This window comes from Parabacteroides gordonii MS-1 = DSM 23371 (assembly GCF_000969825.1).
Lineage (GTDB): Bacteria > Bacteroidota > Bacteroidia > Bacteroidales > Tannerellaceae > Parabacteroides > Parabacteroides gordonii.
This window is the reverse complement of the sequence record NZ_KQ033919.1, coordinates 364,612-387,233: the sequence shown is the minus strand read 5'-3', so window position 1 is coordinate 387,233 and position 22,622 is coordinate 364,612. Positions and strand designations below refer to the sequence as shown.

Annotated in this window: 14 protein-coding genes; 5 read left to right on the top strand and 9 right to left on the bottom strand. The window is 46.0% G+C overall.

Translation table 11 applies throughout. The features are described from left to right. Positions 1 to 6: 6 nt before the first annotated feature. The 8 genes from HMPREF1536_RS01555 to HMPREF1536_RS01520 all read right to left on the bottom strand — a co-directional run bounded on the left by HMPREF1536_RS01555 (position 7) and on the right by HMPREF1536_RS01520 (position 16,525). Complete coding sequence (locus HMPREF1536_RS01555) at positions 7 to 3,144, bottom strand: SusC/RagA family TonB-linked outer membrane protein (RefSeq protein ID WP_028730383.1); 3,138 nt, start codon at positions 3,142 to 3,144, stop codon at positions 7 to 9. A 169-nt stretch (positions 3,145 to 3,313) separates the two neighbouring features. Next, complete coding sequence (locus HMPREF1536_RS01550; protein ID WP_028730382.1) at positions 3,314 to 7,411, bottom strand: hybrid sensor histidine kinase/response regulator transcription factor; 4,098 nt, start codon at positions 7,409 to 7,411, stop codon at positions 3,314 to 3,316. Between the two features lie 10 nt (positions 7,412 to 7,421). Continuing rightward, positions 7,422 to 7,787 (bottom strand): hypothetical protein, encoded by a 366-nt coding sequence (locus HMPREF1536_RS01545; protein WP_028730381.1) that lies wholly within the window; start codon positions 7,785 to 7,787, stop codon positions 7,422 to 7,424. 387 nt (positions 7,788 to 8,174) lie between these two features. Next, positions 8,175 to 10,643 (bottom strand): glycoside hydrolase family 2 protein, encoded by a 2,469-nt coding sequence (locus HMPREF1536_RS01540; protein WP_028730380.1) that lies wholly within the window; start codon positions 10,641 to 10,643, stop codon positions 8,175 to 8,177. 56 nt (positions 10,644 to 10,699) lie between these two features. Beyond that, positions 10,700 to 11,944 carry a glycoside hydrolase family 88 protein gene (locus HMPREF1536_RS01535; RefSeq protein ID WP_028730379.1) on the bottom strand — a complete coding sequence of 415 codons (1,245 nt, stop codon included), beginning with the start codon at positions 11,942 to 11,944 and terminating at the stop codon, positions 10,700 to 10,702. A 42-nt stretch (positions 11,945 to 11,986) separates the two neighbouring features. Next, positions 11,987 to 13,153, bottom strand: coding sequence for an alginate lyase family protein (locus HMPREF1536_RS01530; RefSeq protein WP_044193718.1), 1,167 nt, complete (start codon positions 13,151 to 13,153; stop codon positions 11,987 to 11,989). 179 nt (positions 13,154 to 13,332) lie between these two features. Next, the gene (locus HMPREF1536_RS01525) at positions 13,333 to 14,160 is read right to left on the bottom strand and encodes a DUF5032 domain-containing protein (protein ID WP_028730377.1); all 828 of its coding nucleotides are present in this window, start codon (positions 14,158 to 14,160) and stop codon (positions 13,333 to 13,335) included. A gap of 103 nt (positions 14,161 to 14,263) precedes the next feature. Further along, positions 14,264 to 16,525 (bottom strand): monovalent cation:proton antiporter family protein, encoded by a 2,262-nt coding sequence (locus tag HMPREF1536_RS01520; protein ID WP_028730376.1) that lies wholly within the window; start codon positions 16,523 to 16,525, stop codon positions 14,264 to 14,266. A 147-nt stretch (positions 16,526 to 16,672) separates the two neighbouring features. Here HMPREF1536_RS01520 and HMPREF1536_RS01515 point away from each other — a divergent pair, with 147 nt between their 5' ends. Then, complete coding sequence (locus HMPREF1536_RS01515; protein WP_028730375.1) at positions 16,673 to 17,539, top strand: alpha/beta hydrolase; 867 nt, start codon at positions 16,673 to 16,675, stop codon at positions 17,537 to 17,539. A gap of 7 nt (positions 17,540 to 17,546) precedes the next feature. Here HMPREF1536_RS01515 and HMPREF1536_RS01510 read toward each other — a convergent pair whose 3' ends face one another. Continuing rightward, the gene (locus tag HMPREF1536_RS01510; RefSeq protein ID WP_044193715.1) at positions 17,547 to 18,545 is read right to left on the bottom strand and encodes an isoaspartyl peptidase/L-asparaginase family protein; all 999 of its coding nucleotides are present in this window, start codon (positions 18,543 to 18,545) and stop codon (positions 17,547 to 17,549) included. Between the two features lie 133 nt (positions 18,546 to 18,678). Between HMPREF1536_RS01510 and HMPREF1536_RS01505 the strand changes: the two genes are divergently transcribed. The 4 genes from HMPREF1536_RS01505 (at position 18,679) to HMPREF1536_RS27555 (ending at position 22,614) form a co-directional block, all read left to right on the top strand. Continuing rightward, positions 18,679 to 19,644 carry a tyrosine-type recombinase/integrase gene (locus HMPREF1536_RS01505; protein WP_044193713.1) on the top strand — a complete coding sequence of 322 codons (966 nt, stop codon included), beginning with the start codon at positions 18,679 to 18,681 and terminating at the stop codon, positions 19,642 to 19,644. Between the two features lie 426 nt (positions 19,645 to 20,070). Then, positions 20,071 to 20,349 (top strand): HU family DNA-binding protein, encoded by a 279-nt coding sequence (locus HMPREF1536_RS01500; protein ID WP_028730371.1) that lies wholly within the window; start codon positions 20,071 to 20,073, stop codon positions 20,347 to 20,349. 55 nt (positions 20,350 to 20,404) lie between these two features. After that, positions 20,405 to 20,854: an HU family DNA-binding protein gene (locus HMPREF1536_RS01495; RefSeq protein WP_028730372.1), complete on the top strand. Its 450-nt coding sequence runs from the start codon at positions 20,405 to 20,407 to the stop codon at positions 20,852 to 20,854. 242 nt (positions 20,855 to 21,096) lie between these two features. Further along, positions 21,097 to 22,614, top strand: coding sequence for an Mfa1 family fimbria major subunit (locus HMPREF1536_RS27555; RefSeq protein ID WP_046151777.1), 1,518 nt, complete (start codon positions 21,097 to 21,099; stop codon positions 22,612 to 22,614). Positions 22,615 to 22,622 lie beyond the last annotated feature (8 nt).

Sequence of the window (22,622 nt, the reverse complement as noted above, 5' to 3'; positions counted from 1 at the left end):
ATTAAATTAGAATTCAAGATTTACACCGAATGAAATGATACGGTTCTGCGGATAATAAACCAAACGTGTACCCTTTGTGGAATTATAGTTACGTTCCGGGTCACCACCCTGTGGGAATTTAGTTATCGTCAGCAGGTTGTCACCAGAGAAGTAGAAACGCAGACGTTCGATCTTTGCTTTGCTTGTCAGGGCTTTCGGCAATGTGTAACCGAATGTCAGGTTCTTCAGACGGAAATAAGAAGCATTGTATAGCCAGTAGGTACTTTCACGCTGGTTCTTTGCACCACCTAAATCTGCGAAATACAGACGCGGATATTTGGCATCTCTATGATCTTCCGTCCACATATTATCGATATAGTCTTGTGAGATAGGCGTTCCCTGATAGAACGGACGCAATCCCCAGCCGCTGGCATAATGTTTAGCACCTTGTACACCTTGCCCCATCAAAGAGAGGTCGAAACCTTTCCAACTGGCGCCCAGGTTCACGGAATACTCAAAATCAGGGAAGCGGCCATCAAGTACTTTACGGTCGTTTTCATCGACAATGCCATCGGGTACTCCATTAGGGCCGCTGATATCGGCATATTTAATATCACCGGGCAATGTCTTATCATTAAATTGCTTGGGGGAATTGCTTACATCAGCTTCATCCCTAAAGATACCGATTGCTTCATAACCATAGAATGACTCATAAGGTATACCTTCCTTATAGATTAAACCTTTAGAAGAGTCTATATAATCGGCACCATATTTCGTCAACTCATTTCTCGTACGATCAAAGAATACACCGGCATTGTAACTTAAGCCTTTGAATACTCCTTCTTTTATATATCCGTTATAAGCCAACGATATTTCAATACCTTTGTTTACCATTTCACCAGCATTGACATACGGAGCTTTCAAGCCCAGTAATGAATTGCTCTGTGCCTCACGAAGAATATCGTATGTTCTTTTCTTATACCAGTCGAAAGTAATATTGAAACCGTTGAAAGCAGTGATATCGATACCGAAGTCACCGATAGCCGTAGATTCCCATTTCAGATCACGGTTGGTAAGGGCGGTCTGTGCAACACCGGCACCCAGATTCGAGTTGTCGAAACTATAATCCTTACCTGTTGTAACCAAAGCATAGTAAGAATAAAGATCGATATTCTGGTTACCCAGGATCCCCCAGGATCCACGCAACTTCATGCTGTTCAGCCATTCCCAGTTGAGATCCTTCATCCATTCTTCTTCAGTCATACGCCATCCCACAGAGAAGGAAGGGAAGATACCCCAACGGGAATCGGATGAAATGCGGGAAGAACCGTCGTAACGGGCATTCACTTCCAATAAATAGCGCTGCTTGAAAGCATAGTTGGCACGGAAGAAAGCAGACATAATGCCCCATTCTTCAGATTCACCTTTGTTAGTCTGTACAGAAGAAATACCTGTATTCAGTTCATGCAAGGGGAAGTCATAATTCTGACGGTAACCTTCCAGATTATCCATTTTATAATATTCCAGATTGTAACCTGCCATAAAAGAGAAGTCATGTTCTTTATTAGGAGTAGCCCAGTCGTATTTCAAATACGTATATAAGTTATAGTAAGAACTATTTTCCATTGTACTTGTCAAACCTGTTCCGTTTGTATTCAATGTACCATTCTGTACACCGTCATGATAGTAGTAAACCGGTGTCGGAAGCGCTCCCCAGTTCTTCGTATGCTGTTGCTTGTAGCGCATAGCACCTTTGGTATACCAGCTTAACCCTTTGATCGGACTTACTTCCAACCAAGCCTGAGTGTTTACATCCGTATTCACATAGTTCTTGAAGTTTTCCGTTTCAGTAATGGCAACCATGTTTTTATTATTACTTTCAAAGGTAAACGCTTTCATCGTGTAACGCTTAATGCCTGTGCCATCATCCGGTAGCCAGGGCATGTAAGTCGGCGCCTGAGAAATAGTTGACAGATAAGCATCGGTATCCCCCTGGCGTGTCTCCTGGCGATTGCTGCGGCTGCCGGTAAAATACATTCCGAAGCGTATCCAATCGTTTACTTGTGAAGTCAGATCCAACGTTGCATTGTAACGCTTGAATTCCTGCCCTTTCATGGTACCGGGCTGGTTGATCATACTTAAAGAAGCGTTGTAAGAAGTTTTACCGGTAGTACCGGCTACACTCAGGTTGTGCTGCTGAACGAAAGCAGGATCAAACATATAATCCAACCAGTTGAAGCTGGGGTATTTGGTCGGGTCGGACGGATTGGTGTAGTTTGCAATCATCTCTGCCGAATAACGGTCAGTTGCCGGAGCTCCGGAATTATCCTTCGCCATATTGAAATATTTCATATAGGTAGGAGAATCCCAAATCACATCCAGCAGGTTTGTCGGATTGTGTACGGCAAAGTTGCCATTATAACGAACGGAGATGCGGTCTTTTGTTTCCGAACCATTCTTCGTTGTAATCAGAATCACACCATTTGCTGCGCGCGAACCATAGATGGAAGCCGAAGCTGCATCCTTCAAGACGGAAACACTTTCAATGATGTTCGGGTCGAGGGAAGCGAGATCCCCCTCTACTCCGTTAATCAGGATTAACGGGTCAGAGCCGGTACCGGAATAAGTACCCTGGCCACGTACACGGATCTGAACCGATTCGTTACCCGGCTGGCCTTTGTCAGAAGTAATACGCAAACCCGGCATCTGGCCTTGCAACATGGTCGATGTATTGGCTACCGGACGCTTGGCAATTTCTTCACCGGTAACGGCGGAAACAGCACCGGTCAGGTTCACTTTCTTCTGCGTACCATAACCAACCACTACTACTTCATCCAGATTCTGAGTATCTTCCTGAAGAGTTATTTTCAAGCGGGCATTACTTGTTACTTTTATTTCCTGGTCTTTGTAACCAAGATACTTTACCAATATAACATCCCCGGTTTTAGCCGGAACAATAAAATTCCCTTCTACATCCGTAATAATACCTGTGGTTGTTCCCTTCACTAGTACCGATACACCGATCATCGGCTCTCCAAACTCATCCAGAACGATGCCGGAGACAGTCGGTGTTTGCGCAAACAAACTTAGACTTGAATTAAACGCCACCAATAAAAATAATAATCGCCAAAACGATTGAGTGGCACTCTTGATTTCTTTTTTCATTTAATCATGGATTTAATTAGACTTAAAATTTAAACAAATTCAATAACACAAAGAAACGTATTCTCCCCGCTTTCCAAAGAGAATACGCTCCCAATTTAGTATTAAATTATTCTATATGAATAGATTGATACAAAAGTGACAGGAATGTGAAACGATTTTACAAGTTCTCCTATTCCTGGCTGTTATTCATCTGCACAAACTCGGTCGGAGTGCACCCGTAAAAAGCTTTAAATGAATTCGAGAAGTACGAATGGCTATTAAAACCGAGATGAGAAGCTATTTCCGATACATTCATTTCAGATTCTTTCAACAATTTTGCTGCTACTTCCAGACGTTTGTTACGAATCAACTCCATCGGGGAAAGTTCGGTGATGGATTTTAGCTTTCGATAGAGGTTTGCCCGGCTGATACCGATTTCCGAACACAACAACTCGACATCCAGTTTTTCATTGGAGATATTTTTCTCGATCACATCAAACAGCTTCTGGGAGAAACGTTCGTCGGCCGACTTCACCTCGATTCCCATCACTTCCGGTGAGAAACGTTTCCCATACAGTTTCTTCAATTGCTCCCTTAAAGTCAGCAGGCTGCGGATGCGTGTTTGCAACACGTCCATATTGAACGGTTTGACGATATAATCGTCTGCACCCGCCTGGAACCCCTCTTTAATATGGACGACCATCGAGCGGGCGGTCATCAGAATAACCGGGATATGCCCCACCCGTATGTCATTCTTGATCATTGTACAGAGTTCCAGCCCATCGCGTTTTGGCATCATGATATCGCTGAGTACCAGATCCGGGAAGTCCTGCACTACTTTTTCATAGGCTCTTACCCCGTCGGCGGCTTCGATTACCGTATATTCAGTTTCCAGGCTTTTCCGCAGATAATCGCGGACATCCTTGTCATCCTCGACCAGCAGAATCTTATATTTCGGCTGGTCTCCTTTATCTACAACCGGCAGGGAGACGGAGATATCCTCGGTATTCGTCATTTCCGCGATCTTATCTATCTCCCGGCTTTCTATCTGTTCCTCGGAGAAGGCCGCACGGGAAATCGGAAGGATGATAACAAAGCAAGCTCCCTGAGATACAGTATTATCCACATAGATTACTCCGCGATGGAGCTGTACGATCGTATAGACCAGGCTTAAGCCGATGCCTGTCCCGGATAAATTGATACCCGACGTCTCCGGGATCTGGTAGAACGGGGTAAATATCTTATCCGCTTCCTCTTCTGCAATCCCTTTTCCGGAATCTTTTACTTTCAGCCGGACATAATTTATATTTTCACCGGTATATAATCCCTCTGTCCGCTCCGGTTCAAGCTCTTTTAGGGAGACTTCTGAAACTTCCATGACAATCGATTCACCGGGACTGGTATATTTGAAGGCATTCGATAGCAGGTTGAAAACGACTTTCTCCAAAAGGGACTTGTCAAACCAGGCATCGATCGTTTTAGGGGTACAGTTCAAGGTGAATTTGACCTCATTCGTCAAAGCAATCTGGTTAAAGGCATAATATATTTCCTTTATATATTCACAGATGTCTCCTTCGCTCACCTTCAGCTCCATGCTGCCCGCCTGATTTTTATGCAGATCCATCAACTGGTTGACCAGCAGCAGCAATTTTTGTGCATTCTTATAGATGATGGACAGTTTGTCATGCAATTCCACCGGTATGTCTATCCGTTTGACTAATTCCTCAAACGGGGTGATAATCAACATCAAAGGCGTACGTAATTCATGGGAGAAGTTGGTAAACAAGCGTATCTTTGCCTGGTGAAATTCTTCCTGCTTCTGTTTCTCCAGTTGCTTTAACTTCAAACCGGCTTCCAGGTTGCGTTTGATACTCACATAATAGAGGATTCCGTAGATAATGGCGGCAAAAACGATGACATAGAACAGGTAAGCATACCAGGTTCTCCACAAAGGCGGCTGCACGATGATTACGAGCGAACGTCCTGTTTCGTTCCATACATCGTCATTATTAGAAGCTTTCACACGGAATATATATTTGCCGGGGCTCAGGTTGGTATAAAATGCGGAATTACGTTCGCCAACATAGTTCCAGCCGGTATCATATCCTTCGAGCTTATAAGCGTATTGGTTTTGGGTCGAATAGATATAATTCAAAGCCTGATAGGTGATTGAAAAGTTATTTTCGTTGTAATGGAGCCGGATCGTTTCCATGCCGTCCAGCGTCTTATCCAGAATGGCGGATTCGTCGCCGACCATTACCGGCTGATTATTAACGGATAGCTGTTCGAGTACCACTGCCGGGATATTTTCATTCTTATCCATCGCCTCTACCTGGAATGTCACGAACCCGTTACTTCCGGCAAAGCAGAGGTTTCCATCCGGCAAAGCGATTCCGCTGTGTAAGGTAAATTCGCGGATGTCAATCCCGTTATGGCGGTGGTAGTTACGCACTTCGTTGCCGGCAGGATCAAACATCGTTAATCCATTTACGGTACTCATCCATAGTTTCCGGTCGCTGCTTTCTACCAGGGAGCAGATATTATTATCCAGCAAGCCTTCTTTAGCCGTCATGACGCGCCGGATTCCTTGCGAGGGATCAAACTGAAAGAGACCGCCGCCGTAAGTTGAAACCCATATGTCTCCTGATTCCGTGCGGGTGATGGCTGAAATATAATTGTTCGGGATCCTGTACTTTTCTACAGAGGCTTCATTCGTATATTTCGTCAATTGCTTTTTATTCGTGTCGAGGTGAAGCAATCCATCTACGGTACTGCCTAATAAAAGCGTGCCGTCTTCATTCTCCAACATACAACGGATATTCGAGATGTAGAACGGTTCATCCACATTGTTAGTTAATGGCTTAACGAGCTTGTCATCTACGAAACAAGTCAATCCGTATTCGGTCGATGCGCCGCCTACCCATAAAATGCCTTTATGATCGCGGATGATGGAGTAGATCGAGTACTCAACCGGATACCTGTGATAAAGGGAGAATTTACCGGTCTTGATGTCGAACTTGTAAATTTCTCCTTTCGTGGTTCCACACCAGACGGTTCCGTCTTCATAGAAAACAGATTTGATAATGTTTGTGTTAAAGGCAAAACGGGAAGAAGGGTCTACCAGATAATAATGCGACTCATCTGTCTGATAATTATAGCTCAGCAGTCCGTATCCTTCTGTTGCGATCCAGAGTTTCGATGGAGATTCGTAGGTTATGGCGCCGTAAATACCGGTTCTGATGTTCAGTTCCTCTTCCGGTTTATGGAAGACAAAGCGGCTGGTAAATTTGTTCAGGTAGTTCACACCGCCGGCAAACGTACCGACCCATAATGTTTCGTCCCGGTCTACGCAAAAGGCATAGACAGAATAATGGCTCAATGATTTGTTCATGTCATCATATCCAGCCATTTTCATGATCCGTTCGGTCGTCGGATCTAAAGAATATATACCGTCGAAAGTACCGATCAGAAGTTTGTTTTGCCATTCGATCAGGCAACGGACAGAGTTATTGGCGAGCTTGCTGTTTTCACTCGTAAAGGCTAGGATTTCATTATTGCGCAGGTCTACCCTGTTAAGTCCATATTTGCTGCCGATCCATATCTGCTTCTTTGCATCTTCATAAATAGAGGTGATATCGTTATTGTTTATGCGCATGTTTTTCGTTTCGGTCGAAAAATGGCTGATAAGATTCATCTGGTTGTCACATAGAAAGACACCTTTGTTTCTTGTCCCTATCCAGAACTTACCGGTGCTGTCTTCAAATATAGTTGCCACTGCTGTGTTATCCAGTTCTCCGTCCAAGGAAAAGGATTCAAAAGAGTCGTTATCACTGTTGTAACGGCTTAAGCCACTATAGGTTCCAATCCAGAGATGGCCGGAATGATCCGTATATATCGTTGCAATACTGTTTGTTATCGATCCGTTTATCTCGACGCTGTAACGTTTTATCCGGTTCGTGTTCAAGTCTATACGGTTTAATCCGTTGCTTGTTCCTATCCATAGGTTTCCATTCCGGTCTTCAGCTATCGAAGTGATAGAGTTATTGGATAAGCTCTGCTCATTTCCATCTTCACGGCGGTAGATTATGTATTCTTTCCCGTTAAAACGGTTTAATCCGTTCTTGGTGGCAAACCATAAATAGCCTTTTGAATCCTGGAAAATATCCATGACAGACAGCTGTGAAATACCTTCGTTTAAATCTGAATTAAAGATATAGGGATATCTTGTCTTTTCAGCCTGTAAAATGAAGGAAAAACATATAATAGCAAGTGTAAATAGATATCTCATATCAGGAGTATTATTCGTTTTCTTTGCAGGTGGCAAGCTCTAATTCAAGCTTAAGTATATATCGCTCTTTATCGATCAAACGGTCGCTAAGTATTTCAACTTTCCGTTTCAATGCAATGATTTTCGGACTATCTTCTTCATCCGGAGTGATATTTTTGGGAATAAGCATATTTCCTTTACCGACAGCGAGCCATTCGAAGCTGACCTCCGGATAACAATTTATAATCTTTTGTACTGTTTCAATACTTGGGCATGCACCGCGATAACTCAGAGAGTGATAGGTGCTATAAGGAATATGGCTACATCTTAATATTACTGAAGGTTTAATATTATAATATGTTGCGATGTCTTGAATACGGTCGTAGAAGGATTGCATAGTAGTATTTTTATTAGATTAAAGCTATATTTTGTCATCAATTCAGAGATAAAAATAGACAAATATATCTATTTCGCAAATAAAATATGCTATTTATTGATAAAATAGACGTACGATGGGAGTAGAAAACAATTATTAATGTGAATAATCATGGTTTTTGTATGTAATAACGTATTTTTATTAACAAAAACTATGGTATATAGTTGTTTGCATCGATTAAAAACCTTGTAAAACTGGTTCGATATCATTAATAAGCAGTTATTACTAATAAAAACGATCTACGGCCGTAGTTTTCTCTTTTGTTTTCTACTATAATCCGTCTACGAAGGATATTTGCAACTATTTTTGTTCTAAAAAAAGACGGATTATAGTAGAAAAAAAGAGGAATTATTCGACTTCAAGGAATGTGGTAGGCAGTCCACTTGACTTGACTGCGACAATATTCTTCTCTTTTTTAAGATTTACCTTAATGCGAGCCCTTCCATTGTAGGTTTGAAGCTTTCTACTTCCGGTTGAAGTCCCCTGATTCTGTATCAATGAACCATTTCCTATAATTTCAAACTCGACGTACTTCTTTGAATCAAGGCAGCGAATATTATTTTTGTCGAAAAGTTGGGCTTCCAATAAAACGGTATCGCCTTCACGTGAAACAACCGACAACGACATAGATGCTTCCTCACCCCACTTTTCAGATTGGTACTCCTGGATGATCGTATCTGCCATTTCTGTTTTTCCTTTTTTGGCGACAGCACGGATTTCATTTCTGCCTTCTTCATAGACACAGTTCCAACGCAGTCCGGCTGCCGGATAATCCTGGCTATTGCGTTTTTTTACGCCCTGACTGATGCCGTTGACGAATAGTTCGACTTCATCACAATTGGAGTAAACCAGCACCTCTTTCCGGTCGCCTTTGTTTCCCCAACGCACCGGCCAACTATGGCCGTAGATATGAACCATCGGCGCTGTCGTCCAGTAGGACTGGAAAACATAATAGCTTTCCTTCGGTGTAAAATCACGTTCTATTACTCCTTTCTGATTTACGTAGGGAACCGGATTTTCGGGACGTACGGGAGTTGAGAAGTCTTTGAACGGCCAATAGGCAGTGCCCGTCAGCCAGGGCATTGTTTCCTGTTCCTTCAAATGCCAGTCGATCAGGCGGACGATATAGCTTTCCGACCAGTCGCCATCTTTCGAGGCACGGGCAGTTCCCCCGTATAAGGAAGCGTCACCGGCACGTTCATCGGCTCCCTGGCCGGATTCCAGTCCTTTCAGGTTAGCGAATACATTTTCCGAGTGACGGCGGGCATGGCTGTCACCACCCCATTCTACATGCAGGAAACGTTTTACCTTTTGCATTTCCTGCTCCGAGACGTTTTTATAATCGGTAAAGACTCCGCGATACCATCCTGCCCAAATGGATGGGGAATATACATCTACTATATCGCTGCAAAACTCACAGCGCCGGATAGCGGTCATGCGGGTATCATCCAGTCGATGAGCCAAGTCATGCAGTTCCTTCATAAAGGCACGGATAGCCCCTTTGTCGAAGGTACTGAAATCGTTAGGCCAGTCGTTTTCGTTGCCAAGTCCCCAGATGATTACTGACGGGTGATTGTGATGCTGGCCGATCATATTGGTCAGCATACGGCGTGCCTGTTCTTTGTATATCTCACCCCCTAAACCACCACGGCACCAGGGTATTTCTTCCCAGACAAGGATACCTAATTCGTCACAAAGCCGAAGGATGATTTCCGATTGCTGGTAATGGCCGAGACGGATGAAATTGACACCCATGTCTTTCATCATTTGCATTTCAGTGCGCATCATATCTTCAGTCATTGCCTGGGCAACTCCGGCATGGTCTTCATGGCGGTGCGTTCCGCGAAGCAGAAGGCGTTTACCATTCAAGAAGAAGGGGCCTTTTTCTTTAAATTCCGCCTGGCGGAAGCCGAAATGTTCTTCTGCGGACAGAGATTGTCCGGCGGCGTTGATTGTTAGTTCGCAAGTGTATAAAGCGGGATTGTCGACATGCCATAAGGCCGGGTTCTTTACCTTTACTTCGGTCAGGAACTGGTCGCCTAAAGGTAATATACCGGTTATCGTCTGTGTGAATATTTGTTTGCGGTTATTGTCATAGACAGAGACTGTTACATCTGCTTCCTTTATATCTTCGGGGTTATAGAAAGTTGTTTTTACCTTCAATATTCCTTCTTTCCTGTCAGCAGAAAGTTCCGGTTCGAGACGGATCTGTTTGAAAGAAGCTTTCGGTAGATAAACCAGATTCAGATAACGGTAAAGGCCACCGTAAAGATTGAAGTCCGAAAGGTCGGACGGTATCATTTCCAGGTCGCGCGAGTTATTGCAACGGATGGATAAAGGGACTTTTCCTCCGAAACGTTTTACCAGTTTATCATTTTTAAGGAAAGAATCTACTGCTTCCGTTATATCCACGCTCCATTCATCATATCCGCCGACATGTTGGCCGACAAGAGTGGTGTAGACATAAACGTCCGTCTTCTGCCCTGCTCCTTCGAAATCAAGAACGATACGGCCGTCAGGATAAGGATTGTTGATCGACAGTCCGGTCTTGTACCATCCAGGCCCCTGGTAATAATTGAGGTCGGGGTCGACTGCATCTTCTGCATTGAAGCAATGCGGCAGCGTAATTTTCTGCCAGATAGGAACGGTTTCGGGATTTCCCGGTGAGAAGGGGCGCACTGCTTCCCAGATTCCGCCCAGATCCCCTTTCAGGTATTCCCAATTGTCTGTTAATCTTATTTTTTGTTTCGATGGCACCTTCCCTGCAACCGACAAGCAACAGAGCAGGAAAAGGCAAGAGAAGAAAATGTTTTTCATTATCTATTCGTTTTATATTAGTTTATTAAACAGCTATCTATTTAATATTTATATATTCATAATATGGCTGTACCCTCTTTCTCCAGTTTCTGTTTCCGGAGTAAGGCTTCCAGATAATAATAATCGGCATATACAATAGGGACGTCGACTTCTACATTGTGCATTTTCGATCCTGTACTGTGTAGCAACAAAAAGCCTCTGTCTTTGCCTGCTGTCGTACGGTAGTTCTTCGACAGGTTATTCAGTATTGTATTTGCTTTCGATACGTAATCATTCTGTTTCTCCGGGACGTACATGCTTAATTCGTACAAGGCAGAAGCCGTAACGGTTGCAGCGGAAGCATCGCGGGGTTCGTCCGGTATTCCGGGCGCGTTAAAGTCCCAGTAAGGAATTAAATCTTCCGGTAAAGCCGGACTGGAAAAGATATAATCGGCGATATGTCCGGCCTGTTCAAGAAACTCCGGTAAGCCGGTTTCCCGGTAACACATCGTATAGCCATAAAGTCCCCATGCTTGTCCGCGCGACCAGGCTGATTCGTGTGCATATCCCTGATGGGTATGCCTGTTTATTACAGCTCCGGTTATAGTGTCATAATCCACTACATGATAAGAGCTATAATCGTCACGGTAATGATTTTTCATAGTTGTACGGGCGTGGTTAACGGCTACATTATAAAATAAAGAATCGCCGCTGGCTCTGAATGCCCAGAAAAGCAACTCCAGATTCATCATGTTGTCGATGATAACGGGGCACTCCCATTTATCACGGCTGTGATCCCAGGAACGGATAGCTCCTATTTTTTCTTTGTAGCGGGTAGTCAGTGTATAGGCCGATTGCAGCAGGACTTCTTTGTAGTTAGCGTCTCCGGTCAGGCGGTAACCGTTTCCAAAAGAACAATAGACTTTGAAACCCATATCATGCGTACCACCATTCAGTTTTTCGCGTTCAATCAGTGCCGTTTGCTGACGTGCTTTGTCTTTCCAGAAGTCATCTCCGGTGTATTCGTACATATACCAAAGTTCGCCGGGAAAGAATCCGCTTGTCCAGTCGCGTGAGACTACCATGTGCAGCGTTCCGTCAGACTCTATATTTCGCGGGCTGGCCAATGGTCCCTGATTCAGTTTATCACGTAATGCTTGTTTTTCCGGCAGTTCGGAAGAACGGACTAAATCCATTTCAACAAAAGCCTGCTTCAGTTGTGTTCCTGCAAATGTAAAGTTATCACGTACTAAATCGCTCTTATCCGATCCACAGGACGCAAGAGCAGCTAATAAAAGTAAGAGAGGTGTTTTGAATTTCATGTTCATCAACTATAAAGTAAACTAATTATTTTTCTTATGTCTTTACAACCATAAAAGAGGATGGCGAATAGGAAGATTGCGTATCACTTCGTCATTTTCCGGATAATGCTCCAGTGCAGACCAAACCGATACATATTCTTCGTTCGGTGTATCATAAGCGCTGAATAGTAAAGCGGGTTGTGCTACAGGCCATTGCTCCCAATACATTACATCTTCTTCAAAAGGCCAGGCAGACTTATCCTTTATATAAGGGAATAGCCAGGCTACTCCTTTCTGCATATTCCGTCCATCACCGGTTGTATATTGCCATAGGTTGTGAGTATCATCGGAAAGGATATGGCAAATTGTCGCCATTGCGTCGAGGTTAAACAAGGAATAGCCATAAGGCTTGGTACGGTTTAACTCCAGCGGAAAACTGCCATCAGTGTCCATCTGGCCGGGCAACAGGACTGTCTGATAACGGTTACGACAGAAGTCCGTCAGCTCCTTATTGCCTGTATACTTCGCAAACTGGGCCACCTGCATTACCCAGCAAGTCCCGTGATTGTTTTTAGCATTCATTTCATCCAGGCCGTAAGGATGGTTTGTCAACCAGTGGAGATAGTCTGCAAACCATTTCTTCGTCCCTGTTAAGTCTTCTTCAGAGAGTAAGCTCGCATCTTCCAGCATGATCAACGATTGAACGACTTCCAGCAAATGAATTGTATCGATAATACCTATCCCCCGCCCTGTCGCTATCCCTTTTATAGCTTGCGCATATTGAAGATTGGGGCTCATCCGTGTTTCCGGATCGATAAACCAGGCATGGATATGTTTCAGAGCCTGTACTGCATATTTCTTATCTCCGGTAATAATCCAGGCAGATGTCAGGTCACCGACAAGCGTACTGAAACGGATCATGGCATGGCGATGGGCAACAAAGTTATCGGGATTGGTTTCTCCGTCACGCCGGATGTAGGCGCTGTCCGGACTTATGGGGTTCGGCCACCAATAATCGCCTTCGGAATAGAAGTCGTGCATATTGCCGGTACTTCGTTCGGCTATAAAAGAAGTGATGGTAAGAGGGGTCTGTGTTAATGCAGTATTTCCCCGAGTAATGATTTCGGCATGCAACAGACCGGAAACCTGTTTCTTCAGCTGCCCTTCTCCGGAGCAGCTGACAAAGGCAAGCCCTATGACGGATATTAAAAAGAGTAACTTTGTATTCATGGTATATATCGATTATTTCTCGACCAAAAATACAATATTAGGCACACCCCGATTTTTAATATTATCGCAAAAGCTTGTAGATTTATTGCAAATACAACAAATTGAGAGATAATTGTACAATAGCGACAGATAATCGCATCCGATATTGAGGATGCAATTATCTTATTATGATGTATCTGTTACTTCGAATAGATAAACTTGTACTCATAGGTAGTCTGCTTCGCTATTTTGTCCGTAGAGCTGGTCTGCTCCTGGATAGTCATGCCGGTTATATAATCGCCGGTAGTCGTAAAATGATATGTATACTTAGCGGTTGTGTCATCCTCTCCGGAAAGACTATAGTAAGTAGCCGATTCAGGCAAGTTCCTGCTCCGGTTTCCATAGAGTAGGTTTATCGGGGAAAAAGCATCGAAACCCACTGGATTGAAAGATGGTATTACACGCCAGGGGAAGTTGGACGGAGTTAAAGCCGTGCCGTATTTATATTCAATTCTCTTCTTGTCTTGGGTGAAAAGGACTACATTGCTGTTTTCCCATGCATAAGTCTCTTCCTTTTCAAATGTCTGCGATTCGTAGCCTTCTTCTCCCTCTTTCGGCCAGGTCATGGTTCGTGAAGCTCCGGTCAGGCTCGAGCCACTATACTGATATTTATAGTTATCGCTTGTGTAGATCTTTCCGTCAAAAGCATTTTTCTTCATAACAGACTTCTCTGTGACAACCAATCCGCCAATAATATATTCAATACGTTCGACTCCTTCTTCAGGATTCATCATCGTGATCTTTTTGTCTACATATATAAAAGGAATGTTTTTCCCATCAACAAAATCGATAGAAGCAATCTTATCATCATTCGTATAATTGATCTTTGCATAAAACACTACGTCTGCCTCTTTGGTACAAATTACTTGCGTCAATTTGTCTAACTCAGGAACAACCGGTTTATCATCATCTCCGCAGGATAACAGCCCCAGAGCCATTATCACCAATAAGAATGTATACTTTTTCATCTCTTTCGTTTTTATAATTCAACACGACAAAATTAGAACATTTGGAGAAATAAAGGCTGATGTAACCAATTTTAAGTGATCTCTAAAATTTCATAAAACGCTCTCACTCCCCTTTTATCAACTCCTGTATCTTACCCTTGTCGCCTACAACCCAGACCAGATCATCCAATTCAAAGACCGTATCGTTATCGGGGGTCATCAGGGAGTCGCCGTTGCGTTCGAGGGCGACGATCAGGCAATTGTAGCGGCGGCCGACATTCGACTGCATGATACTCTGTCCGAGGAAAGGGAAACTCTCATCGACGACAAACGAATTGACCGTAACATCTTTAGGCTGCCCGTCCGAACATGCAGATCCGTTTTCCTGATCTTCCAGCTTGGCCTGAAAAGCTTTCAGCTGCTCATCGGTTCCCACCACGACTACCTTATCCTGCGGGTAAATATGATCGGAACCTCCAGGGATATAAATCTTATAATCGCCCCGGATAATCTCTACAATACTCACTCCGAAATCTTTCCTGAGAGGCAATTCCGCCAACGCTTTCCCGGCATAGGGAGAACAGGGCGAAACCGGCACGATCGCCAGATGGATATCCTTATCGCTCAATTGGTTGTTAAAGCTCGCTTTCAACGGATTCTGCTTCCGGTCGACTTCTTCCCGGCGATTCAGGTTAGTCAGGAAATGGGCTTCCAGCCTGGAATACTGGTTCAGGTCGCGGCGGAACAAAATGATCAGGATCATAACCCCCACGGCTATAATCGCACCGACCCCATACTGCACATGATAATACTTGATCAGTACGATCGAAACGAACAGGATGGCGACAAAGACCCTGAACAGAACCAGCGCCACCAGCTTACCATGATTATATTTGTTATCCTTCCATAAGCTCATAAATAATTCAGGCGAATTATTCTTATTGGCCACCAACCCCGACAAGAAAGGAGTCATCAGGAGAAGCGTCAGCACACTCATGATAATACTTCCCCACATCTCCATCGCCGGGAACTTCTCCACCAGTAGCGGATGGATAACCTGAGTAGACAACAACAGGATAGCCGTCAGCAAGACCGAGTGGATCAATATCTTTCCGGCATAAATCTTCAGCAGTTTCCGCCAGTCGCTCTCATGGTTGATCGTTTTCGATCCCGACGAATAGCGATCCAGGAAGTCACGCGCCTTATCCGGCAGTATCTTATAGAGCCATTCTGCAAACGGCCCCGACAAACGGATAAAGTAAGGAGTAGTAAACGTCGTTATCACCGACACCGCCACGATAATCGGGTACACATAATCGTCTAGCACTTTAAGCGACACGCCCAGGGCTGCAATGATAAAGGCAAACTCCCCGATCTGCGCCAGGCTGAACCCCGATTGTATGGACGTTTTAAGCGGCTGCCCCGACAACAGGACACCAAAAGAAGAAAAGAACGCCTTCCCTACAATCGTAACCAGCGTGATAAGAATGACAGGCCATGCATATTCAACCAGGACAGCCGGATCGACCAGCATACCCACCGACACGAAGAAAATAGCGCCAAACAAGTCCTTCACCGGCTTGATAATATGCTCGATACGCTCCGCCTCAATCGTCTCCGCCAGGATCGAACCCATGATGAAAGCCCCCAGGGCAGCCGAGAAACCGGTCTTTGTTGCCACAACCACCATCCCCAGACATAAGCCAAGGGCAATTACCAGCAACGTCTCATCATTCATCAGCTTCCTGACCTTTTTCAACAAAGCCGGAATAACGAAGATACCCACCAGGAACCAGAGGATCAGGAAGAAGGCGACCTTCAGGATACTGCCGATCATCTCCTCTCCGGCAAACTCCTGGCTGACGGCCATCGTCGAAAGCAACACCATCATGATAATAGCCACCAGGTCTTCCACCACCAACGTGCCGAAAACAATCCCCGTAAAACGCTGGTTCCGTAATCCCAAGTCATCAAACGCTTTTATGATAATAGTAGTCGACGACATCGACAACATCCCTCCCAGAAATATGGAATTCATTGTAGACCATCCCAGCAGATGCCCGATCAGATACCCAACGATCAGCATAGTTATCACCTCCGTCATCGCCGTGATAAAGGCGGTAGACCCTACATTCATCAGCTTTTTAAAGCTAAACTCGAGCCCGAGGGCAAACAGCAGGAAGACGACTCCCATCTCTGCCCAGAGATTAATGTTTTCTACATCGACAACTGTCGGAAAGATATGGATATAAGGTCCGGCCAATAACCCGGCCACGATATACCCCAGCACGAGCGGTTGTTTCAGCCATTTAAATAATAAGGTTATTACACCTGCGGATATAAGGATCAAAGCCAGATCGGAAATCAAATCGGGTAAATGCGACATATGTAATTATTGATTAGTAAGTTTCGTAAACAAAAATAACATTTTCTGACGTTTTATCAAGCATAGCTCCCCGTTTTTTCTAACTTTGCCTTCCGTATTTACAAGCTGTTTACAGGCAAAGAACTATTCATTTAATACTGTCAGTATATGAAAAACAAATTATTCATCAGTCTTGTTCTGTGCATCCTGTTCAATCTGAATGGAATAGCTCAGAGCGCCGTCTTCGAGTCGCTGAAATTCGATAGTAAGAAACTAGGTAAAGAGGTGTCCTACTCGATCTACCTGCCGTCCGATTACAACACCTCGCAACGTAATTACCCGGTACTCTATCTGCTGCACGGCTACACCGACGATGAAACCATGTGGATACAGACCGGCGAAGTAAAAGAAATTGCCGACAAAGCGATCGGCAGCGGCGACGCTTCACAAATGATCATCGTGATGCCCAATGCCTGGGATACCTGGTACATCAACCAATACGACGGCAAAGCCCCTTACGAAGATATGTTCTTTGAAGAGTTGATCCCCTATATCGAAAAGACCTACCGTGCCCGCAGCCGTCAGGAGTTCCGCGCCATTGCCGGGCTTTCGATGGGTGGCTACGGCTCCTTCCTTTACTCGCTGCATCACCCGGAAATGTTCGCCGCCTGCGCACCGCTCAGCGCTGCAGTTTTCGACGACAGCGTAATGGAAAAACGTCAGGCCCAATCTCACAAAGACCTGTTCAGCCGCCTGTTTGGCCCCGGACTCGACTACTGGCATCAGAACAGCGTATTGAAAATGCTATCCGAACTGGATAAGGACAACCTGCCCCGCATCCGTTATTATATCGACTGCGGAGACAAAGACGGCCTGTTGGAAGGTAATTACCAGGCCCATAAGATTATGCAGGAGAAAGGAATGAAACACGAATTCCGTGTACGCGGCGGCGGACATACTTGGTTATACTGGCGCACCGCTCTCCCGGAAGTACTCAGTTTCGTGAGCGGTGCCTTCCGCCGGAACCAACAATAAAGACAACTTATTCGGTAAAGCGAACCATCGCTTTACCGATACCCACCTTCTTTTCTATCCCGGAACGGCCTTTCTCCTTATACAGATATCCCCGAAACATACCGGTGGTATTAAAGGGAAAAGCGATATTTCCATCCTTATCGACAGCAATCAGACCACCTTCACCGGCATTGACATTCAACTCCGTATGGATAATATAACCGGCCGCCTGTTCTACCGGTTCCTTCAGGTATTTATACCGAGCACACAGGTTAAAAGCTACGGCATGACGGATGAAATATTCGCCATGACCGGTACAGGATACGGCACAGCTCTGATTATCGGCATACGTTCCGGCACCGATCACCGGAGAATCACCGATACGTCCCCATTTCTTTTTAAACGTACCGCCGGTACTGGTTCCGGCTGTCAGGTTTCCCCGCTTATCCAGGACAACGCAACCGACCGTCCCGTTCTTCCGGCTTTCCTGCTTCAGCTTATCGATCCACTCCATCGTCTTGGGAGTGGCGAAATACATATTATCATCGACCAACTCCAATCCCTGTTCGGCAGCAAAAGCGTCAGCTCCCGTACCACTCAGCATAACATGGGGAGACTTTGTTTTAACGGCATAAGCGGCATTGATCGGGTTCTTTATCGTCTTAACTCCGGCAACCGCTCCGGCAGAGAGATCCTTCCCTTCCATAATGGAGGCATCCAGTTCGAAAGTCCCTTCGGCCGTACAGGTGGCACCCTTTCCGGCATTGAATAACGGATTGTTCTCAAAATAATTGATCACAGCCATGACAGCCTGCGGGCCTTCGCCACCAGCGGCAAGAATACAGTCGCCGATCATCAGAGCAGAATCAAGCGCCGCATAATATTGGGCAGAACGCACAGGATCGCTTTCCAGTTTGGCCACATCTCCCGCTCCACCATGTACAACGATTACATACTCACGGTCTTGCGCCTGTGCCAGAAAACTACCGGCCAGTAAAAGAGTTGAAAAGAAGATATTTCTCAGCATGATATATTAGAATTAGTTTCACAAAAGTAATCAATTTAATGAAACCTGCTAATGATAATAACTGTCAACAGCCATCTATCAACTATCACAGGAGAAATCTGTTATCTTTACAACATCTATAAACACGAACGAAATGACAACAGTAAAAACAAGAAAAGGTAAACACCTTCTCCTCACCGAATGTATCCGCAGGCGAGTCGAAAGCAAGCGGTCGATGGGGAAAGACAGTACGGCCGACCTCTACCAGGCAGCCGGCCATCGGTTCCTCGAGTTCCTGGGGGAAAAGGACATTTATCTCAGCGAGATCACCCCGACACAGGTGAGCGACTTCCAGTCCTACCTGCAAGCAAAAGATTTGAAGCTCAACTCTATCAATAGCTATCTCAGCAGCCTGCGTGCCATCTTCAATGCCGTACTGAACGACCATCCTTTCAGTATTAAGAGACATCCCTTCCTGCATCTGAAACTGAAACGGGACGTAACGATCAAAAAACCCCTCTCAGCGGCAAAGATTGAAAAGATTGCGACAGCCGATTTCAGCTACGATCCCCGTCTGTCACTCAGAGTCGACCTTTCCCTCTTCAGCTTCATGGCTTTCGGAATGCCATTCGTAGACATGATCCACCTGAAGAAAAGCAACATACAAGGCAACGAGCTCATTTACAACCGCCACAAGACAGGCATACAGATTCGGATGGAGATCACTTCCGGCATGTGGCATATCATCCGGAAATACCGTAACGACGGCGAATATCTTTTCCCGGTGATGTCGAAACCTGCCACCTACCGGCAATACAAAGGGATGCTGTCCGCCTATAACAATGCATTGAAAACGATCGGCAAGCTATTGAAGATACACCCCAACCTGACATCCTACGTCATGCGGCGTAGTTGGGCGGCCGAGGCGCAACGGCGCCATGTACCGATTTCGGTGATCAGCCAAGCATTGGGGCACACGTCTGAGAAAACAACGCGATGCTACCTGGGACAACTCGATCAGTCAGAGCTGAATAATGCCAACCGGGCAATCACTAAATCCATTAATCTACTACTAGTTAAAAATGTGAAAGGAGGTGCTGCTAAGAATGCTTATTTATGAAATAAGACAGTAGCTCTCTAAATCATTGAATATCTTTGAATAATCTTTGATAGTCACTGCTTATGCGTCACAAATGTAGGAGATTAAATAGAATAAAGGAAGTAAAAAGGCAACATTTTTTATCTAAAGTAGCAATCTCTTAAGTCGTATAGCGGTTTTTATGTTTTTATAGATGTTTTAGGTGAATAAGTTACTTGTTATGGCTTCCTTAGGATAAGTAGGAACATAACGAGCAGCCCTTCTTATGTTTTAACATCCGTTGTTTTAATATTTACTGGAAGAAAAACTGGAGTTTAACACTTTAGGAAGAGGGAAATACAAGAAATAAACATTTTTTCAGAGCTCTTTCGCCCTATTACAATCTATTTAATAGAGGGCGTTTAACTTATTTCATAAATAAGTTGAACTGCAAAACGACACACTAGTATGAATAAAAGTGAACTCGAATCGATCATAGCCCATAAACTGGACAAAACTGTAGGCGAAACCCGCCTGTTTGTAAACACGATGCTGGAATCCATCGCAGAAGCGCTGGCAACAAACGAAGAAATCAATTTACGCAATTTCGGAAAACTCTATCCCAACCGCCGGAAAGAACGCCTGGTACGTAACCCTAAAAACGGTGTCCCCTGTATGCTTAAACCGACCCTGTCGGTCAAATTCAATCCCGGCAAAGGCCTGATCGATTACATAAATACAAAATAACACGCTGCACTGCGGAACCAGTGCGCAACGAATATTAATCTTAAAATTTAAAATCATGAGTGCTAAATACAAATTAGTCCAGCGAAAAGATTTTTCCAAGGATGCACCCGCAGACGCAAAGAAATTCTTTGCGCAACTATTGAACAACGGAACCGTCGCTTTCGACGAGTTCTGTGGCGACGTTGCTGAGGAAACAGCCCTCACCAGCGCCGACGTAAAAGGTTGTATGGACCGTACAGCCCGAATCACTGCTAAACATCTAAAAGAAGGCCGCCTGGTCCAGTTGGGAGAACTGGGCAGCTTTCTGCTGACAGGAGGCAGCACGGGATCGGATACTGCCGATAAGTTTAATGCCGGTTCAATGATGAAGAAACCCAAGGTTCGCTTCATCCCCGGAAAACTTCTTCTGAAGATGCTTTCCGAAGTCACCTTCGAGCGTGTGGGTGACAAGGAGGACAAAAAGCCCAGTGGCGGTGGCGAAGACGACCGTCCGGTAATCGAATAAACTTCGATTCCGGCGCTCCGGCACCCCCTCTCCGGGATCTGCGGCAGATGTGTTCCGGCATCTGCCGCAGGTGTCCGGAGATATCTGCAGCAGATGTCCCAACCTATCTGCCGCAGATGTCGGAGGGTATCTGCAGCAGATATCGGACAGTATTTGCGGCACCCTTTTTCATCAGTCCCCCGATCCGCGAAATCCGCGTCATCCGCGTCTGAAAACACATTGTATTACAATTATTTAAACAAATGACCCAACGTAAACTGACATATCTGGTAACCGCCCTGTTGCTCCTTCTTTCCGCCTGCTCCAACGAAATTCGCATAGGAGGAGACGGTGACGACCCGGCAGTCGCCACCCTGTCTTACCTGCGGGTATCCCTCCGCTGTCCGCCCTCCTCCGCAGGCAACGGCACCCGCTCGAACCCCGCCGGGGGCGAACCGGGCAACGGAAGCGAGACCGGACTCGACAACGAGAACCGCATCGACAACTTCCTCCTCCTCTTCTACCGGGCCGCAGCACGCAGCAACGCCCCGGCCGGCACGCCGATCGACAAGATACTGTATTTCGACCGCGCGGCGAACGAAAAAGACACCACGACCCTGATCGCCGTCGACCTCCCCGAAGGCGAATACGACCTGCTGGTAGCAGCCAACACGGGCGACCTCCGCCCTTCCTTCAGCGGCAAGACGCTCGGCGACATCCGCGACCACCTCCTCACCTCCGCTTGGACAGAAGACAAAGGCATCTGCTCCCGCTTCGTCATGACCTCCGACGGACATACCGCCGACCGCGTCACCCTATGCGGCAACCCCGAAAACAATCCCGCCGACGCAACCGTCGAAGTGGAACGCCTGGCAGCACGCATCGACTACCGCACCACGCAAACCGCCTATCCGGTAGCCGACCCCGACTACGGCAACGCCCGGGTTTCCATCCTCGGCGCAGCCATCCTCAACAAAATGCAGGCGGGCAGCTACTTCCTCAAACGGGTAACCGACGCCGATACCGACGGCCGTCTCACCGCAGCATCCCCCGTCGAATACCTGGGCGACGAACTCCCCGCAACCGGCGGCCCGCAACAAAACTACGTGGTCGACCCCTGGAGCCTTCGCAAAACAAACATCGATGCTTCCGCGCTCTACGCGAATTACTATACCTCCTTCGGCAACACACCCGCAGACTGGGAAAACGTCGCCACCTCCGGCATACCCGCAGGCGACTGGCTACGGCTGGGCTACACGATGGAAAACACCATCAGCCGCGAGCACCAGACCGACGCCTACTGTACCACCGTCGTCTTCCGCGCCCGCTACACCCCGCAAGGGTTCAGCGAAGGGCAGACCTTCTACGTCTGTAACGGCCGGCTCTACGCTTCGCGCGAAGAAGCCGCGAAAGAAGGCGCGACCTACCGGATGCCCGTCCACGAATACTCCGGCGGCATCTGCTACTACACCTGGCGCGTGCGTCACTCCAACGACGGCGACGACGCCCGGCAAGGCATCATGGAATATGCCATCGTACGCAACAATATCTACCGGCTGAAAATCTCGGACGTCTACCGCCTGGGCGGCGAAGTGCCCTTCCCAACTCCCGACCCCGATCCTACGCCGCCTGATAAGCCCGGCCCTGATCCGGATCCCAAGCCGGACCCAGACCCCGATCCCGATCCTGATCCCGATCCTGATCCCGACACCATACAAATAAAGGTAGAAGCCTCTGTCGAAACATGGACTACGATGAAAGGAGACAATATTTACTTATAAACAGAATA

What these genes read in the sequence shown, in the direction of transcription:
- HMPREF1536_RS01555 (WP_028730383.1), bottom strand. Translation starts at nt 3,144, where the DNA reads ATGAAAAAAGAAATCAAGAGTGCCACTCAATCGTTTTGGCGATTATTA.
- HMPREF1536_RS01550 (WP_028730382.1), bottom strand. Translation starts at nt 7,411, where the DNA reads ATGAGATATCTATTTACACTTGCTATTATATGTTTTTCCTTCATTTTA.
- HMPREF1536_RS01545 (WP_028730381.1), bottom strand. Translation starts at nt 7,787, where the DNA reads ATGCAATCCTTCTACGACCGTATTCAAGACATCGCAACATATTATAAT.
- HMPREF1536_RS01540 (WP_028730380.1), bottom strand. Translation starts at nt 10,643, where the DNA reads ATGAAAAACATTTTCTTCTCTTGCCTTTTCCTGCTCTGTTGCTTGTCG.
- HMPREF1536_RS01535 (WP_028730379.1), bottom strand. Translation starts at nt 11,944, where the DNA reads ATGAAATTCAAAACACCTCTCTTACTTTTATTAGCTGCTCTTGCGTCC.
- HMPREF1536_RS01530 (WP_044193718.1), bottom strand. Translation starts at nt 13,153, where the DNA reads ATGAATACAAAGTTACTCTTTTTAATATCCGTCATAGGGCTTGCCTTT.
- HMPREF1536_RS01525 (WP_028730377.1), bottom strand. Translation starts at nt 14,160, where the DNA reads ATGAAAAAGTATACATTCTTATTGGTGATAATGGCTCTGGGGCTGTTA.
- HMPREF1536_RS01520 (WP_028730376.1), bottom strand. Translation starts at nt 16,525, where the DNA reads ATGTCGCATTTACCCGATTTGATTTCCGATCTGGCTTTGATCCTTATA.
- HMPREF1536_RS01515 (WP_028730375.1), top strand. Translation starts at nt 16,673, where the DNA reads ATGAAAAACAAATTATTCATCAGTCTTGTTCTGTGCATCCTGTTCAAT.
- HMPREF1536_RS01510 (WP_044193715.1), bottom strand. Translation starts at nt 18,545, where the DNA reads ATGCTGAGAAATATCTTCTTTTCAACTCTTTTACTGGCCGGTAGTTTT.
- HMPREF1536_RS01505 (WP_044193713.1), top strand. Translation starts at nt 18,679, where the DNA reads ATGACAACAGTAAAAACAAGAAAAGGTAAACACCTTCTCCTCACCGAA.
- HMPREF1536_RS01500 (WP_028730371.1), top strand. Translation starts at nt 20,071, where the DNA reads ATGAATAAAAGTGAACTCGAATCGATCATAGCCCATAAACTGGACAAA.
- HMPREF1536_RS01495 (WP_028730372.1), top strand. Translation starts at nt 20,405, where the DNA reads ATGAGTGCTAAATACAAATTAGTCCAGCGAAAAGATTTTTCCAAGGAT.
- HMPREF1536_RS27555 (WP_046151777.1), top strand. Translation starts at nt 21,097, where the DNA reads ATGACCCAACGTAAACTGACATATCTGGTAACCGCCCTGTTGCTCCTT.